A 16,540-nucleotide genomic window follows, 5' to 3' on the forward strand; every position below is an offset into this window, starting at 1 on the left:
GCCTCAGAAGTACCTACAACTCCAAGCGGTATAGCCGCAAGCAAAAGTCCCGGTTCGCTGGGCATACGGAAAAAGAACATGTCTTCTACCGATCGCGAAAATTCGGACGGCCTGCTCGAGAAGTTGATTGCCGTCAACCGCGTGGCCAAGACCGTCAAGGGTGGCCGCCAGATGAGCTTCACTGCGCTGACCGTGGTTGGCGACGGCGAAGGCCGCGTGGGTTTTGGTTATGGCAAGGCGCGTGAAGTGCCGGTCGCCATCTCCAAGGCCATGGAGCGCGCCCGTCGCCAGATGGTGAGCATCGACCTGAACAATGGCACCCTGTGGTACGCCATCAAGGCCAACCACGGCGCAGCCCGCGTGTTCATGCAGCCGGCTTCTGAAGGTACCGGTGTCATCGCCGGCGGCGCCATGCGCGCTGTACTGGAAGTGGTGGGCGTGAAGAACGTGCTCGCCAAGGCCGTCGGTTCGCGTAACCCGATCAATCTAGTCCGCGCGACCATCAAGGGCCTGCAGGCCGTTGCCTCGCCGAAGCAGATCGCTGCTAAGCGCGGCAAGACCCTGGAAGAGGTGCTGGGCAATGGCTAAGAACAACGAAACCGCCGCCACCGTGCGCGTGCGCTTGGTCAGGGGCCTGCGCGGTGTGCAGAGCCGCCATCGCCTGAGCGTTCAGGCGCTGGGTCTGAGCAAGCTCAACGACGTCCGTGAATTGAAAGACAGTCCGCAGGTTCGCGGTCTGATCAACACGGTCTATTACCTCGTGCGGGTTGAGGAGTAATCACCATGCGTCTTAACGACATCAAGCCGGCCGCCGGTTCCCGCAAGACCCGCCTTCGCGTGGGTCGCGGTATCGGTTCGGGCCTGGGCAAGACCGCCGGTCGCGGTCACAAGGGTCAGCACGCCCGCGCGGGCGGCACCCATAAGTACGGTTTCGAAGGCGGTCAGATGCCGCTGCAGCGCCGCCTGCCGAAGGTCGGCTTCCGTTCGCTCAAGAAGAAAGAGAGCCAGGAAGTGTTCCTTTACCAGCTGGCTACCCTGAAGGCGGACGTGATCGACACGATCGCACTGCACCAGGCTGGCTTGATCGACAGCCATGCCAAGAAGGTCAAGGTTGTTCTCAAGGGCGAGATCGGCCGCGCAGTGAAGCTGTCGGGCGTGCTCGCCACGGCCGGCGCCAAGGCAGCGATCGAAGCTGCCGGCGGCAGCGTGGAGTAATCACGTGGCGTCAGCCCAGGGCACATCGCTCGGATCGCTCGGCAAGCTGACGGAATTGCGTCAGCGCATCTTCTTCGTGATTGGTGCGCTGATCGTTTACCGTCTTGGTTCCTTCATCCCGGTTCCCGGTGTTAACCCGGAAGCCATGACGAACCTGATCGAGCAGGGCGGCGGCCTGATGAACATGTTCAACATGTTCTCGGGTGGCTCGCTGGCACGTTTTTCAGTGTTCGCGCTCGGCGTTGTGCCCTACATCTCTGCATCCATTGTGGTGCAGATGATGGGTTCGGTGATCCCGAGCCTGCAGGCACTGCGTAAGGAAGGTGAGGCTGGTCGTCGCAAGATGACTACCTACACCCGTTTTGGCACGGTCGGTCTGGCGGCATTCCAGGCGTTCGGCATCGCGGTGGCCCTGCAGAAGCAGGTGGCATCAGGTGGCGCGCCGGTGGTGTACACGCCGGGCATGGGCTTCATCCTGGCATCGATCGTTGGTCTCACCGCCGGCACGATGTTCTTGATGTGGCTGGGTGAGCAGATCACCGAGCGCGGTATCGGCAACGGTATCTCGCTGCTGATTTTCGCCGGTATCGTGGCGGGTTTGCCGGGTGCGGTCGCGCACACGCTTACCATGGCCAGCAACGGCGAGCTGTCGGTGATCAAGATGATCCTGGTGGTGGGCTTGATCCTCGCGGTGACGGCGTTCGTGGTGTTCATGGAGCGCGCTCAACGGCGCATTACCGTGAACTACGCACGTCGTTCGGGTGGTCAGCGAGCCTATATGAACCAGACGTCGCACTTGCCGTTGAAGATCAACATGTCGGGTGTGATCCCGCCGATCTTTGCGTCGAGTCTGCTGATGTTCCCGGCCACGGCCGCCACCTGGTTCGGCCAGGGTCACCAGTCACGTTGGTTGACCGAGTTGACCCAGGCGCTGACCCCGGGTGAGCCGCTGTACGACATCGTCTTTGCGGTGCTGGTGATCACTTTCGCCTTCTTCTATACGGCGATCGTGTTCAACTCCCAAGAGACGGCGGACAACCTGAAGCGCTCCGGCGCATTGATTCCGGGTATCCGCCCCGGCCGTTCGACGGCCGATTACATTGATAACGTGATGACCCGTCTGACCGGTGTTGGTGCCCTTTATCTGGTGCTGGTCTGTCTGGTTCCCTCGTTTATGCAAAAGGCGTGGCACGTCCCCTTCTACTTCGGTGGCACCTCTCTGCTCATCGTGGTCGTCGTGGTGATGGATTTCACTGCTCAGGTGCAAGCGCATTTGGTCAGTCACCAGTACGAAAGCCTGCTCAAGAAGGCCAACCTCCGCCGCAACTGATGGCTGCTGGGGTGGTGGGAAGTTGGTCTGGATTGGAGGGCGGCGGCACCCCTGGTGCCGCAGGGCTTTCCTGTTGGGTTATTTACAGTTAGAATTGCGCGTTTACCGCGCACGAAACGCATCGGAGAAAGTACATCATGGCGCGCATCGCGGGTGTCAATTTGCCGGTCCAGAAGCATGTCTGGGTTGGCCTGCAGAGCATTTACGGGATCGGCCGCAGCCGGGCCAAGAAGGTCTGCGCGGACGCAGGCGTGGTTCCTACCACGCAGATCAAGTCCCTGAGTGAAGGCGAAGTGGAAAAGCTTCGTCACGAAATCGGTAAGTACGTCGTCGAAGGCGATCTTCGTCGCGAGGTGGGTATCGCCATCAAGCGTCTGATGGATCTGGGTTGCTACCGCGGTCTGCGTCACCGCCGTGGTCTGCCGGTGCGCGGCCAGCGCACGCGTACCAATGCGCGCACCCGTAAGGGCCCGCGTCGCGCCATCAAGAAGTAACGGATCCCGAACATGGCTAAGCCTGTCAAGACCAAGAAGAAGATCAAGCGCGTTGTCACGGATGCCGTGGCCCACGTGCAAGCCTCCTTCAACAACACCATCGTCACGATCACCGATCGCCAGGGCAATGCTCTGTCGTGGGCGACTGCCGGCGGCGCGGGTTTCCGCGGTTCGCGCAAGTCGACCCCGTTTGCAGCTCAGGTTGCCGCCGAAAAGGCCGGTCGCGCTGCTGGTGACTACGGTGTAAAGACCGTGGAAGTGCGCATCAAGGGCCCGGGTCCGGGTCGTGAGTCCGCCGTGCGTTCGCTGAATGCGCTGGGCTACAAGGTGCTCAACATCATTGACGTCACGCCGATTCCGCATAACGGCTGCCGTCCCCCCAAGAAGCGTCGAGTCTAAAGGAGCATACCCATGGCACGTTATCGTGGAGCTACCTGCAAGCTCGCCCGCCGCGAGGGTGCAGATCTCAGTTTGAAGAGTCCGGCTCGCGCCATCGACTCTAAGTGCAAGCTGGAAAACAAGCCCGGCCAGCATGGCGCCAACAAGCGCATGCGTATGTCGGACTATGCCAACCAGCTGCGTGAAAAGCAGAAGGTCAAGCGCATCTATGGTGTGCTTGAGCGTCAGTTCAGCAACTACTACTCCAAGGCGTCCACCCTCAAGGGCAACACGGGTGAGAACCTGTTGCGTCTCCTCGAGAGCCGTCTGGACAATGTCGTTTATCGCATGGGTTTTGCGGTCACCCGCGCCCAGGCCCGTCAGCTGGTCAGCCACAAGGCTGTGCTGGTCAATGGCAAGAAGGTGAACATTCCTTCGTACCAGGTTCGTCCGGGCGATGCGATTGCCCTGACCGAGCGCGCCCGCACTCAGCTCCGCGTGCAGGAAGCGGCGACTGTGTTCGATACCATGGACCTGCGTCCGCAGTGGGTCGAAGTCGACAGCAAGAAGTTCGAAGGTACGTTCAAGGCGATGCCGGACCGCGGCGATCTGCCGTCCGATATCAACGAGAGCTTGATCGTCGAGCTTTACTCGAAGTAATCAACCGGAGCCCTGCATGGCAGTTTCGTCAACTAGCGTGCTGCGGCCTCGCGGCCTCAGCGTCGAGCAGCTCGGAGCCAACCGCGCCAAGGTGGTGGTGGAGCCGCTCGAGCGTGGCTTCGGCCACACCCTGGGCAACGCGCTGCGCCGCGTGCTGCTCTCCTCGATCCCTGGCTCTGCCATCGTCGAGGTGGAAATTGATGGCGTGCTGCACGAGTACACCACGCTTGAAGGTCTGCAGGAGGACGTCATTGAAGTCCTGCTTAACCTCAAGGATGTGGCGATTCGCCAGCATTCGGGTGATGAAGTCACCCTGACCTTGTCCAAGAAGGGCAAGGGCGTGGTCACCGCCGGCGATATCGCCGTCGACCACTCGGTGGAAATCATCAACCCCGAGCATGTGATCTGCCACCTGACCAAGGACATTGCCCTCAACATGCGCCTGAAGGTGCGTCGCGGCGTCGGCTACCAGCCGGCCAGCGCGCGCCAGCATCCGGATGATGAGGCTCGTCCGATTGGCCGCCTGCAGCTCGACGCGTCGTTCGCGCCGGTCCTGCGTGTTGCCTACGAAGTTGATGCCGCTCGCGTTGAGCAGCGCACCAACCTCGACAAGCTCGTGCTCGACATTGAGACCAACGGCACCATCGGTGCGGAAGACGCAGTTCGCAAGGCTGCCGAAATCCTCAACGACCAGCTGTCGGTGTTCGGTGACTTCTCGCGTCGCGAGAGCGCTACCGATAAGGCTGAGAAGGGCGGTTTCGATCCGCTGCTGCTGCGCCCGATCGACGATCTGGAGCTCACCGTGCGTTCGGCTAACTGCCTGAAGGCCGAGAGCATCTACTACATCGGCGATCTGGTTCAGAAGACCGAAGTGGAGCTGCTCAAGACCCCGAACCTCGGCAAGAAGTCCCTGACCGAAATCAAGGACGTGTTGGGTGGTCGTGGTCTCGCGCTCGGTATGAAGCTTGAAAACTGGCCGCCGCCGGGTCTGTCCCACGGTATGCAGCTGGGTTAATGATTTGGCGGTCGCTCGCGACCGCCTGCTGTACCGGCAAACCGGCGAGCGTGCTTTGGTACGCTCGCCGGCTGCTTAAGCGGTATCAAAACCGCACGATGTTTTGGGTGACCACCTTTGGTCGCCGGTATTGGTGCTCTGACGAGTGTTCATCCCTCGGATTTTGCAGACGCCTTCAACGGTCACATGAGACCGTTTGCTCAATAAGAGCCCGTTTCAAGAAGGGCTTCATCAGCGGGAAACCGCGGGAAGTCGGACATAACCGCCGACTTTTCATAACAACAGACATAGAGAGTAATAGCCATGCGCCACCAGAAATCCGGTCGCAAGCTCAACCGCACGAGCAGCCACCGCGAAGCCATGTTCAAGAACATGGCCGCGTCGCTGATCAAGCATGAGCTGATCCGTACCACCCTTCCCAAGGCGAAGGAACTCCGTCGCGTCGCCGAGCCGCTCATCACGCTCGCCAAGACGGATGGCGTCGCCAATCGTCGTCTGGCTTTCGCCCGTTTGCGCGATAAGGAAGCCGTCGGCAAGCTGTTCATCGAGCTTGGCCCGCGCTACCGCGAGCGTCCCGGCGGTTACCTGCGTATCTTGAAGGCAGGCTTCCGCGTCGGTGACAACGCTCCGATGGCGTACGTCGAGCTGGTTGATCGCCCGCGCGCCGAACCGTCTGCTGAGTAATCGGTAGCGACACGTGTTTTGCGAAACCCCGGCAGGGCAACCTGCCGGGGTTTTTGTTTGTCCTATGCTTGCCATATGTCCCCGAATCCTGGGCAGGCAAGGTTTGCCGTGAAACTGATCGTTCATCGCCGCATTGCGGTTCGTCCGGATGAGTTGTTTGCCTTGTCTCAGGACTATGGGCGTCGGCTCGAATGGGACAGCTTTCTGCAGGAAGCCTATTTGCTCCACGGCGCCGGGCAGGCGGCTGTAGGCGTTGAGTCCTACTGCAAGAGCAAGGGCGGAAGCGTCATGGTGTCGCAGTACGTTTCATACCGGCCACCTCACGTGGCGGCGGTCACCATGACGCGTGGGCCAGCCTTGCTGCACTCCTTCAGCGGTACCTGGGAGTTTCGCGCGGCGCCTGATGGTGGCACGGACGTGCGCTTCGTCTACAACTTCCGGCTTCGCCCGGCCTGGCTACGGCCTCTGCTGGAGCCGCTGGTGGCTCGCATTTATGGCTCCCAAATGCGACGACGCCTGGCGGCCTTCCAGCGATGGTCGGAAGGAGGCGCTATGCCCGTCAGAGGTCAGGGCTGACAGGGGCCAGGCAAGCGGGTAATGTCCCGTTCTCGCAACGCACCAAAGTCACGCCATGAATCCTTTCCGCTGGTCATATCGCGCCACCTATCTCGCTGGTTTCGCCGTTTGCGTGGCGCTCCTGGGCTATGCGCTTTATGCGGAGCACGTGCTCAACATGATTCCGTGTCCGCTGTGCATCTTCCAGCGCATTGCGTTCATGGTAATGGGCGTGTTCTTTCTGCTGGGTGGCCTGCACGCGCCGCGTGGCGGTGCTCGCTGGATCTACACGGGTGGCGTGGTGCTGGGTGCGTTAGGCGGCATCGTCACGGCCGGTCGCCACTTGTGGCTGCAGACCTTGCCGGCGGATCAGATTCCCGCCTGCGGTCCGAACCTTGGCTATATGATGGATGCGTTCCCGTTCGCCAAAGTGCTAAAGATGGTATTCACCGGGTCGGGCGAGTGCGCCAAGATCGAGCCGGTGTTCGGGTTGCCGATGCCTGCGTGGACGCTGCTCTGGTATCTGCTGCTGGTCTTCCTGGCTGTTTATGCCGCCAAGCGCAAGCGCGCCTGAGCGAGACGAAAGCCCATGTCACACGCCACGACTCTGACGTCTCCACCATCGCACGGCAGCGAAGATTGGTCGCCGTGCAGCTGGCAGGCCCATCAAGCGCTGCAACAGCCGTTGTATGAAGATGCAGTCGAGCTTGCCCGAGCCACCGACCAGTTGGCCACGCTACCGCCGCTGGTGACCTCCTGGGAGGTATTGGCGTTGAAGCAGGCGCTGGGCGAGGCGCAGGAGGGCAAGCGCTTCCTGTTGCAGGGCGGTGATTGCGCCGAGAGTTTTGCCGACTGCACCAGCCCGATCATCTCCAATCGCCTTAAAGTGTTGCTGCAGATGAGCCTGGTGCTAGTGCACGGGCTCAAGAAGCCGGTGTTGCGGGTGGGCCGCTTTGCCGGGCAGTACGCCAAACCACGTTCGACCGATACCGAAACGCGTGATGGCCTGACCTTGCCGAGCTTCCGCGGGGATCTGGTCAACAGTCCCGAGTTCACGCCTGAGGCGCGCCGTGCGGATCCACAGCGACTGATTCAGGCGCACGCCCATTCGGCGCTCACCATGAACTTTGTGCGCGCGTTGATCGATGGTGGGTTCGCCGATCTGCATCACCCCGAGTACTGGGATCTTGCCTGGGTCGAACATTCGCCGCTGGCTGCCGAGTACCGTCGCATGGTGACGGCCATCGGCGATTCGTTGCGCTTTATGGAGACACTGGCGGGCCCGATCGCGGGGTTCTCACGGGTGGACTTCTTCACCTCCCACGAGGCGTTGCTGCTGCACTACGAGCAAGCGCTGACCCGGCAGGTGCCTCGCCACCATGGCTGGTTTAACTTGTCCACGCATTTCCCTTGGATTGGCATGCGTACCGCCGCTCTGGATGGCGCCCATGTTGAATATTTCCGGGGCATCCGCAACCCGATCGCGGTGAAAGTGGGGCCGTCGGTGACGGCGGAGCAACTGCTGCCGCTTATCGACGCATTGAATCCCGAAGAAGAGCCTGGCCGCCTGACGCTGATCCACCGCATGGGCAACGCGTCGATCAGTCGGGCTCTACCGCCCTTGCTCGATGCGGTGAAGCGTGAGGGGCGGCGGGTGCTGTGGGTAGCCGACCCTATGCACGGCAATACCGAAGCGACCTCCAACGGTTACAAGACGCGCCGTTTCGACAACATCCGGGGTGAACTGGACCAGGCCTTCGACATCCATGCGGCCGCCGGTACGCGCCTTGGCGGTGTGCACCTGGAGTTGACGGGTGAGGACGTCACCGAGTGCCTCGGCGGCGCCCGTGACTTGAGCGAGACGGATCTCGACCGTGCCTACAAGTCGATGGTGGATCCGCGGCTCAATTACGAGCAGTCGCTCGAGCTGGCCATGCTAATCGTGCGCAAGTCCGCCGGCTCCCGAGATCGTTAAGCGCCAGAGCATCCCCGTACCGCGAGGCACGGGTCTTGTCGGCCTTCTTTTTGCATGACGTGGCAGCAAGGCGCGCCGGCTGACGCGTTGCAGCAAATTGCTTAGGCAAATTCCTGCGACAATCATCGGCCACTGCTAGTCGGTGCTGCGGCTTCGCCGGGCGGACCCGATTTTCGGTTTTTCTCGAAAGGGGCTTGGCGTTACTCGATGGTCACAGCAGCGAACGGGAGCGGTTTCGCGAGGAGACTCGAAAGAGTTCCCGCGCTCATTCGACAACTGGGTGTCGTGGTCGCCTACGCCGCGGGTTACGCCCTATTGAGGGAAGTTTCCGTCTCGCACTGGAATCTCGTGGCAGGGTTGCGCGTGTTGTGCCTGTTGCTGGTGCCATACCGCTACTGGTTTGCGATGGGCATAGGAGAAAGCATTCCGCTTGCCTGCCTTGGTTGGTCCTACCACGAACGTTTTGGGATGCTTTGGGCAGAGTTGGTCACTGTGCCCCCGATTCTCTTGAGTGCCCCTGTGCTTGCCTGGTTCCGCCGGCGCTCGCCAGTGTTCAAGGATGGCGCGGTGAACGTGACCACTCTCATGGGCAGCATCATGGCGGCCGGCGTTGTCAGTGCCTTGGCCAATACCGGCACGTATGCGGTGATGATTTTGCCGACGGGTCCAACGATCAGCGCTCACCTCGTGCTCGAGTATTTTCTTGGCAGCTACCTTGGTGCACTGACCTTGGTACCGGCGGTGTTCGCTGTGTTGAGCTGGGTCGGTAGGACGCAGGCAGGCGCATGGCCGGTCATAAAGCGCGTGGTCATCGATTGCGCTATGGGCGTGGTGCCACCGCTGGCGGTGTTAGTGTGGTTGGCTTCTGCCTCGCACGCCGACGAAGTCGTTGAAGTAGCGCGCATGGCCATGTTCCTTCCGGTCGCCTGGATCACCTTGCGCCGTGGCTGGCAGGGCGCCGCGATAGGTGGTCTGCTGGCGAGTGTGGCCATCGAACTGACCATGACCGTGGTGCGCGATCCGGCCGTGATCCAGGCGCAGGCTCTCATCGCCTTTGCGGTATCCAGCCTGATCATGCTCGGCGCCCGGCTCTCGCCGAAGAGTGAGTTGGCCGCGCCGGAGGAAATCCGTGGCGAGGACGAACTGCGCGGCTTCCTGTTGGCGCAGCAAGGTCTTTATCAGGAAGAACTGCGCTTGCGCCATGTGGCCGAATCGCTGGATCGCCTAGGCCAGTCCATGCGCGATGGCCAACGTCGCATGATGGATCGCCTGCGCCCTGTACTGCCGGCGAACATGGAGCAGAGTTACGCCCGTCACATCGACCTGACTCAATTGGAAATGCAGCGTTTGGCCGACACGCTTCATCCTCGCGCGTGGCGCGAACACGGTCTGGTGGCTACCTTCCGGAACGGTCCGTTGTTGCAGGCGTCGTCGCTGGTTGGCGCCAGCTATCAATGCACATTGACGGGCGATGGGCTCAATCAGCTCGCGCCGGATGTCCACATGATGCTTTACCGCCAAGCGTGCGAAGTGCTGGTCTATATGCTGGCGCGCGAGCCGATGAGGCGCATTCGCGTGCATATCCGTGGTGGCAGCACGCACGGTCGGCGTTGGGTGGTACTGCGCATGACCGCCGTGCGAGCGGCCTCAGTCATGAGGGGCAAACCCGTGCCCGAATGGCGGCAATTGGTTTCCCTGTTGGGCACCAACGGTCAGGGTATGGCGACGGTGCGCGAGCGTGTACTCATCTATGGCGGTGTAGTGCACGAGCGAGAGAGCGAACAGCATTTGGGCGTCACGCTGCTGCTGCATGATGCGTTGCGTGCGGAGGCGCATCCGCCGATCGATGCTTCGTCGGCCAATCCGGTGTCTGCCTGATCCCACGACATCGGCGATAGGGATGCGCCCTATCGTGCGACAAGATGTCGCCGCGTCCTGCGCCCTCGATTTGACGCCGTAGCCGCAGAGCGCGTGCCTATAATCGACATATCGTTGCGGTGCGCCTAGAACCCTTGGCAGCGCCATCACGCGTAGATTGGGGAATCATGAAAAGTCTCTCAGCGAAGTGGTCGCGGGCCGGGCACGCGTTGGGTGCATGGGTGTTGTTGGTCGGGATGCTGCTGGCCGGCAAAGCGAATGCGCAGGACGCCGCGCATCCTGATATTCCCGACACCTTGCAGCAACGCATCGCCGCATGCACGACCTGCCATGGCGTACATGGCGAGGGCACGCCTGAAAGCGGCTTCTTTCCCCGCCTTGCCGGTAAACCCGCCGGTTATCTGGCCCGGCAGCTCAAGGACTTTCAGGACGGTCTGCGCAAATACGCGCCGATGGAATACACGGTCAAGCAGCTCAGTCCGGCCTACATGCACGAGATCGCCGAGTACTTCGCAGCACAGGAAGTGCCTTACGCACGTTCGCCCGTACCCAATGTTTCGGCGCAGCTGCGCCAGCGGGGTGAAACGCTGGTGGCGCATGGCGACCCCTCGCGACAGATTCCGCCATGCGCTGCCTGTCACGGTAGTCAGCTCACGGGCGTGCAGCCGGACATTCCCGGCCTTGTCGGTTTGCCGTATGACTACATCAGTTCGCAGTTGGGCTCGTGGCGTACGAAAACACGCAGCACCGTCGCACCGGATTGCATGTCAGAGATCGCCAATCGTCTGAGCGATTCCGACATCACCGCCGTCTCGGCATGGCTCGCGAGTCGTGAGTTGCCGGCCGACATGCATGCGCAGGCGCCGGGCACGGTGACGCCACCGTTGCATTGCGGTGTGTTGAGCGACAAGGGAGACGGCGCATGAAGCGCATTGTCATCATCGTCGTTGCTCTGCTCCTAATCGCCGGCGGCTGGTGGTTGTTTCGTAGCGAAACGCGGCAACCGGTGCCGCCGTCCTCCAGCAAGGTGGGTGCCGCCACGCTGAAGGATCCCGTGCTCATCGCCAAGGGCCACTATCTCGCCATCGCCGGCGACTGCGCGTCATGCCACACGGCGCAGGGCGGCGAGCGCTTCGCGGGTGGTCGCGTGTTGCCCACGCCGTTCGGGAATATTCCGTCGCCCAACATCACGCCCGACGGTGATACCGGCCTCGGGGAATGGAGTTTCGAGGATTTCTGGCAAGCCTTGCACAGCGGCAAGGGACGCCATGGTGAATTCCTCTATCCGGTGTTCTCGTATACGTCCTTCACCAAGGTGACGCGCGACGACGCGCTGGCCATCTTCGCCTACCTGCAATCGCTCGCTCCGGTGCACGCGCCTGCGCAGGCGCCGACGTTGGAGTTCCCCTACAGCGTGCGCAATAGTTTGAAGGCGTGGCGCGCTCTTTATTTTCATGAGGGCGAATTCCAGCGCGACGCGTCGAAGTCCGATGCATGGAATCGCGGCGCCTATCTTGTACAGGGATTGGGCCACTGCAATGAGTGTCATGCGCCCCGCGATTCACTGGGCGGGCAGCAGGGCAGCGCATCCCTGGCGGGTGGACAGATTCCCGCACAGAATTGGTACGCGCCCGATCTGAGCATGCAGGCGAATGGCGGCCTTGCAGGGTGGAGCGAACAGGACATCGTCGACCTGCTCAAGACCGGCCAGTCGGCGCGCGGCACAGCGTTTGGCCCGATGGCTGAAGTAGTAGCGCAGAGCACGCAGCACATGCACGAGGATGACCTGCGCGCCATGGCCACGTACCTGCAGTCGCTGCCACCGCGCACCGCGGCTGTCACCACCACGTCCGAGCTCGATACGCGAGCGATCCTGGCGCAAGGAGCCAAGGTGTATGCGGAGCGTTGCGCGGATTGCCACGGCAAGGACGGCAATGGCGCGGCGGGTATCTATCCGCCGCTCAACGGCAATTCCTCGGTCAACGAACCGACCGGCATCAACGCCACGCGCGTGGTGCTGCTGGGTGGCTTTGCACCGGTGACGGAGGGCAACGCCCGCCCGTATTCGATGCCGCCGTTTGCCCAGCAACTCAGCGATGCCGACGTTGCCGCCGTGGTCACCTACATCCGGCAGTCGTGGTCGAACAAGGCATCGATTGTGATGGAACGTGACGTTGCCCAAAACCGCCATACGCCGATCGACTGATCAGCGTCACGCATGCGCCACAGCGTTGGCTGCTGATGCGGGCATGCAGCCAGCGCCGGTCAGTGCAGCAGATATCGCCTGATCGACGGGCGTGTACAGATCGGTGCCGAGGAATGCCTTGAGTTTCTTATCGTCCAGTTGCACGGGGCCTCGCCACAGGTAGCGCATCTTGCACAGCTCGCGCAGCGTTTCATTGAAGGGCGAAGCGAGTCGCGCCAACCACCAAGGAAAGCGGCCGGCCTTGAGGCTGGCATTGCCGGTGGCACGGCGCAGAGAGGCGAGCATGGCGTGTCCGTCCAGCCAGTGGCCACCGAAGTGGAAACGTTCGAAGCGAGACAGTTCGTTCTCGCGGTCTAGCAGGCGCACCATCACTTCGGCCACATCCGGCAGATAGGCCCAGCTGTGGCCAATGCCGTAGTCGCCGGGGTAGGCCATGCGCGTGACGGGTTTGCCTGCTTGCATCAGTCCCTGCGCAAACCAGTTGTTGCCGGCGCTCGGGCCAAAGAAATCGCCACAACGCAGTACGAGCACCCGGTTGCCGACATCCGCTGCTGCCTGCAGGCGGTGTTCCATCTCCGCGCGGATTTCGCCCTTGCGCGTGGCCGGATGTTGCGGCGAGTCCTCGCGCAAAAGCGGGAAGGCGTCGGGGCCGTAGTTGTAGACCGTGCCGGGCAGCACGATGCGAGCGCCGCTGGCGCGGGCTGCGGCGATCGTGTTGTCCAGCATGGGTAGCACCAGACGTTCCCAGCCACGGTAGCCCGGCGGATTCACCGCGTGGACAATCACGTCGACGCCGGCTGCGGCCTCAAGCACATCGGCGCGCTGCATGGCGTCGCCGATCCGCCAGTCGATGCCTTGCCTTGCATCGGGTGCCTTACGCACGAGTGCGCGCACCTGCCAGCCATGCCGCAGCAGGGCTAGGCAGGTTTCCTGTCCGATGCCGCCATTGGCGCCAATCACCAGAGCCGTACGTTGGGTTTGCATGACGGAATCCTCGTTGGGAACAACACCAGCTTGCGGTTGCTGTGGATAAAAGAAAATTGCCCAATAGCGAAGATCTGCTATACAAATATGCATGGCTAACATCGAACCCGGTTGGGAGCTCTACCGCTCGTTTCTCGCCGTCATGCGGGAGGGCAGCCTGTCCGGTGCTGCCCGCGCATTGGCCATGACCCAGCCCAGTCTTGGCCGTCATATGCGCGAGCTGGAATCCCTGCTGGGCGCTCCGTTGTTTACCCGTACCCCGCAAGGGCTGGTGCCGACCGAGCTGGCACACGAGCTGGAACCCCATGCCCAGGCCATGGCGTCGGCGTCGGCGGTGCTGCGACGTGTCGCTTCGGCAGGGCACGCCGAGCTAAGCGGTACCGTCCGGGTCACCGCAAGCGAGGTGATCGGTGCCGAAGTGCTGCCTCCGATCCTGACGGAGTTCCGCGAACGGCATCCGAGCATCGTGGTTGAGCTGGTGCTGTCGAACCAGTCGGCCGACCTGCTGCGGCGCGACGCCGACATCGCGGTCCGCATGGTTCAGCCCACCCAGGAGGCACTGGTTGCCCGGCACGTGGGAAAGGTCGAACTGGGCATGTTTGCCCACCGCCGCTATCTGGATGCGCACGGATACCCGCAGGCGCTCAATGCGCTCGGCGGCCATGCACTGATCGGCTTCGATACAGAAACGCCCTACATCCGCCGCCTGCGCCCGGCGGGGCTGCCTTATGCGCGCGAACACTTCGCCTTGCGTACGGACAGCGATTTGGCGGCGCTGGCGGCCATACGCGCAGGCTTTGGCATCGGCATCGCCCAGGTGAATCTCGCGCGGCGTGATCCCCTGTTGGTTCGTCTATTTCCGGCCGAGCTCTCGCTGTCGCTGGAGACGTGGATGGTCATGCACGAGGACCTGCGCGCCAGTCTGCGCGTGCGCCGCCTATTCGATCATCTGGCGACAGCGCTGGAGGCTTACGCGCGCTCTTGAGCCGAACGCATCAGGGCGGCGAGTGACTGCCAGGGGGCGAGATCCCAGTGCCCGCGGGCCTGCCCGGATGGCGATGGCAGCACGAACAGCTGTGTCTGCCCGAAGCGTTCCGTTTGTGGGCCGTAGTTGACGGCATGCCCCAGTGCGGCGCGCGCGGCGGCCTTGCTGGTGAACGCCAGCACCCGCGGCGCATGGCGCTCCATGCGTTGGCGCAGCGCCGCGACGTCGAAGGCGTCGCGCGGAAGCTCGTCGTCGTTGCCCATGTGATGCTTGGCCAGATCGGTCAGGCCGATGCCCAGGGCGGGCAGCAGGGGGAACTCTGCGGGCGCGAACAGCCGGGGGGTGAGCTCCACGGCATGCAGGGCGCGCCAGAACAGGTTGCCCGGGTGCGCGTAGTAGGCGCCTTCCTCGGCGGAACGACGGCCGGCGGCGGTGCCACAGAAGACCAGGGCGAGGCCGGGTTGGAGCAGGTCGGGCAGGATCGGGGCGGGCATCGTTCCGCAGCATACCGAGCCATCTCGTGCCCACCTAATCAAACACTCGTCGGTACACGAAATCCCCTTATTTGCGGGATAGTTGGCGTCGTTACCGATCTTCTGCAAAACAGATACGCGCGCGCATCGACAGTGTGCGCATCATGCCGCTATAAAGATCGCCCACGCATGGGAGCACCTGGTGAGCGAAGAAATCCTGATCAACGTGACCCCACGCGAAACACGCGTTGGCGTGGTCGAGAATGGCATGTTGCAGGAGGTGCACGTCGAGCGGGCCTCCCGCCGCGGTTACGTGGGCAACGTCTATAAGGGGCGCGTGCAGCGGGTGATGCCGGGCATGCAGGCGGTATTCGTGGACATTGGGCTGGAGCGGGCGGCTTTCCTGCACGCTTCCGACATCGTGCGTCCAACGCTGCCGGCCACCGGCGATGGCGCCGAGGTGAGTGGCGGCGGCAACGGCCATACGCCGTCGATTAGTGAACTGGTCCACGAGGGGCAAGAAATTGTGGTGCAGGTGGTGAAGGACCCGATCGGCACCAAGGGCGCCCGGCTTTCCACCCATCTGTCGATTCCGTCGCGCTACTTGGTGCTGCTGCCGCATGCGCGCACGCTGGGCATTTCCGCTCGCATCGAGGAAGAAGCCGAGCGCCAGCGCCTGAAAGAGGTGCTGACGTCTTTAATCGGCGAGAACCCGTCGGGCTACATCGTGCGTACCAATGCGGAAGGGCAGACCGCCGAATCGTTGGCCTTCGACGTCACTTACCTTGGCAAGGTGTGGCGCGTGGTGCAGGAGAACATCGTCAAGGCTAAGGTGGGCGAGCGCGTCTACGAGGAGCTCTCGCTGCCGTTGCGTAGCCTGCGCGACATGCTCAATGAGGACATCGAGAAGGTGCGCGTGGATTCGCGCGAGACCTTCGAGAAGGTCGTCAAGTTCGTCCACAAGTTCATGCCGCAGCTGGACGACCGTGTCGAGCACTATTCCGGCGAGCGGCCGATCTTCGATCTCTACGGGGTGGAAGACGAAGTCCAGCGCGCCCTGAAGAAGGAAGTGCCGCTCAAGTCGGGTGGCTACCTCATCGTCGACCAGACCGAAGCGATGACCACCATCGACGTCAATACTGGTGGCTACGTCGGTACGCGAAATCTCGAGGAAACCGTTTATCGGACCAACCTGGAGGCCGCGCAGGCGGCGGCACGCCAGCTCCGGCTACGCAACCTGGGCGGCATCATCATCATCGACTTCATCGACATGACGGACGAGGAACACCGGCGACAGGTGCTGCGCATGCTCGAAAAGGGCTTGCTGCGCGATCACGCCAAGACCACGGTCTATCCCATGTCGGCGCTGGGCTTGGTGGAAATGACGCGCAAGCGCACTACCGAAAGCCTGGAGCGCCAGCTGTGCGAGCCATGCCCGGCGTGCAGCGGGCGGGGCACGCTCAAGACTGCTGAAACGGTGACCTACGAGATCTTCCGCGAGATCACCCGCGCCGTGCGCCAGTTCAATACCGAAAAATTACTGGTGATGGCGAGCCCGAACGTGGTCGGCCGCATCCTGGAGGAAGAGTCCGTCGCGGTGGCCGAATTGGAAGAGTTCATCTCCAAAAGCATACGCTTTCAGGCTGAGGAGCATTATTCGCAGGAACAGTTCGATGTGGTTCTGCTGTAAGGCGCGGTGGATGCCGTG

At 62.3% G+C, this 16,540-nt stretch carries 19 protein-coding genes; 17 read left to right on the forward strand and 2 right to left on the reverse strand.

The window, feature by feature from the left end; all coding sequences use genetic code 11:
* Positions 1–78: 78 nt before the first annotated feature.
* From rpsE to DyAD56_RS16730, 15 genes are all read left to right on the forward strand, one after another.
* Positions 79–588 (forward strand): 30S ribosomal protein S5, encoded by a 510-nt coding sequence (gene rpsE / locus DyAD56_RS16660; RefSeq protein ID WP_046972899.1) that lies wholly within the window; start codon positions 79–81, stop codon positions 586–588.
* Positions 581–778 carry a 50S ribosomal protein L30 gene (gene rpmD, locus DyAD56_RS16665; RefSeq protein WP_102303885.1) on the forward strand — a complete coding sequence of 66 codons (198 nt, stop codon included), beginning with the start codon at positions 581–583 and terminating at the stop codon, positions 776–778. The genes rpsE and rpmD overlap by 8 nt, the downstream gene beginning before the upstream one ends.
* Positions 778–1,215 (forward strand): 50S ribosomal protein L15, encoded by a 438-nt coding sequence (gene rplO, locus DyAD56_RS16670; protein WP_199045596.1) that lies wholly within the window; start codon positions 778–780, stop codon positions 1,213–1,215. Before rpmD ends, rplO begins: the two co-directional genes overlap by 1 nt.
* A gap of 4 nt (positions 1,216–1,219) precedes the next feature.
* A complete protein-coding gene (secY, locus tag DyAD56_RS16675; protein ID WP_102303886.1) occupies positions 1,220–2,545 on the forward strand; it encodes a preprotein translocase subunit SecY in 1,326 nt (441 codons plus the stop codon).
* A 137-nt stretch (positions 2,546–2,682) separates the two neighbouring features.
* Entirely contained in the window at positions 2,683–3,039 is a 357-nt protein-coding gene (gene rpsM, locus DyAD56_RS16680; RefSeq protein ID WP_019464879.1) for a 30S ribosomal protein S13, read from the forward strand.
* Positions 3,040–3,051: 12 nt separating this feature from the next.
* Positions 3,052–3,438 carry a 30S ribosomal protein S11 gene (rpsK, locus tag DyAD56_RS16685; protein WP_007513384.1) on the forward strand — a complete coding sequence of 129 codons (387 nt, stop codon included), beginning with the start codon at positions 3,052–3,054 and terminating at the stop codon, positions 3,436–3,438.
* Between the two features lie 12 nt (positions 3,439–3,450).
* Entirely contained in the window at positions 3,451–4,077 is a 627-nt protein-coding gene (gene rpsD / locus DyAD56_RS16690; protein WP_102303887.1) for a 30S ribosomal protein S4, read from the forward strand.
* Between the two features lie 16 nt (positions 4,078–4,093).
* The gene (gene rpoA, locus DyAD56_RS16695) at positions 4,094–5,092 is read left to right on the forward strand and encodes a DNA-directed RNA polymerase subunit alpha (RefSeq protein ID WP_026033857.1); all 999 of its coding nucleotides are present in this window, start codon (positions 4,094–4,096) and stop codon (positions 5,090–5,092) included.
* 303 nt (positions 5,093–5,395) lie between these two features.
* Positions 5,396–5,776, forward strand: coding sequence for a 50S ribosomal protein L17 (gene rplQ, locus DyAD56_RS16700; RefSeq protein WP_102303888.1), 381 nt, complete (start codon positions 5,396–5,398; stop codon positions 5,774–5,776).
* Positions 5,777–5,884: 108 nt separating this feature from the next.
* A complete protein-coding gene (locus tag DyAD56_RS16705) occupies positions 5,885–6,352 on the forward strand; it encodes an SRPBCC family protein (protein WP_199179009.1) in 468 nt (155 codons plus the stop codon).
* Positions 6,353–6,407: 55 nt separating this feature from the next.
* The gene (locus DyAD56_RS16710) at positions 6,408–6,905 is read left to right on the forward strand and encodes a disulfide bond formation protein B (RefSeq protein WP_102303890.1); all 498 of its coding nucleotides are present in this window, start codon (positions 6,408–6,410) and stop codon (positions 6,903–6,905) included.
* Positions 6,906–6,920: 15 nt separating this feature from the next.
* Positions 6,921–8,306, forward strand: coding sequence for a 3-deoxy-7-phosphoheptulonate synthase class II (locus DyAD56_RS16715; protein WP_102303891.1), 1,386 nt, complete (start codon positions 6,921–6,923; stop codon positions 8,304–8,306).
* 207 nt (positions 8,307–8,513) lie between these two features.
* Complete coding sequence (locus DyAD56_RS16720; protein WP_343125310.1) at positions 8,514–10,184, forward strand: MASE1 domain-containing protein; 1,671 nt, start codon at positions 8,514–8,516, stop codon at positions 10,182–10,184.
* Positions 10,185–10,351: 167 nt separating this feature from the next.
* Positions 10,352–11,110, forward strand: a complete 759-nt coding sequence (locus DyAD56_RS16725) for a c-type cytochrome (RefSeq protein ID WP_102303893.1) — start codon at positions 10,352–10,354, stop codon at positions 11,108–11,110.
* Complete coding sequence (locus DyAD56_RS16730) at positions 11,107–12,390, forward strand: cytochrome c (protein WP_102303894.1); 1,284 nt, start codon at positions 11,107–11,109, stop codon at positions 12,388–12,390. Before DyAD56_RS16725 ends, DyAD56_RS16730 begins: the two co-directional genes overlap by 4 nt.
* 6 nt (positions 12,391–12,396) lie before the next feature.
* On the opposite strand, the gene DyAD56_RS16735 is transcribed toward DyAD56_RS16730, so the two are convergent.
* Complete coding sequence (locus tag DyAD56_RS16735; protein WP_102303895.1) at positions 12,397–13,374, reverse strand: NAD-dependent epimerase/dehydratase family protein; 978 nt, start codon at positions 13,372–13,374, stop codon at positions 12,397–12,399.
* Between the two features lie 91 nt (positions 13,375–13,465).
* On the opposite strand from DyAD56_RS16735, the gene DyAD56_RS16740 reads away from it, so the two are divergent.
* Positions 13,466–14,359, forward strand: coding sequence for a LysR family transcriptional regulator (locus DyAD56_RS16740; RefSeq protein WP_102303896.1), 894 nt, complete (start codon positions 13,466–13,468; stop codon positions 14,357–14,359).
* Here the strand turns inward: DyAD56_RS16740 and DyAD56_RS16745 are convergent.
* Positions 14,344–14,853: a mismatch-specific DNA-glycosylase gene (locus tag DyAD56_RS16745; RefSeq protein WP_102303897.1), complete on the reverse strand. Its 510-nt coding sequence runs from the start codon at positions 14,851–14,853 to the stop codon at positions 14,344–14,346. The genes DyAD56_RS16740 and DyAD56_RS16745 overlap by 16 nt on opposite strands.
* Positions 14,854–15,034: 181 nt before the next feature.
* On the opposite strand from DyAD56_RS16745, the gene rng reads away from it, so the two are divergent.
* Positions 15,035–16,522: a ribonuclease G gene (rng, locus tag DyAD56_RS16750; RefSeq protein ID WP_102303898.1), complete on the forward strand. Its 1,488-nt coding sequence runs from the start codon at positions 15,035–15,037 to the stop codon at positions 16,520–16,522.
* Positions 16,523–16,540 lie beyond the last annotated feature (18 nt).

Origin of the sequence: Dyella sp. AD56, from assembly GCF_002878475.1 — a bacterium.
GTDB lineage: Bacteria > Pseudomonadota > Gammaproteobacteria > Xanthomonadales > Rhodanobacteraceae > Dyella.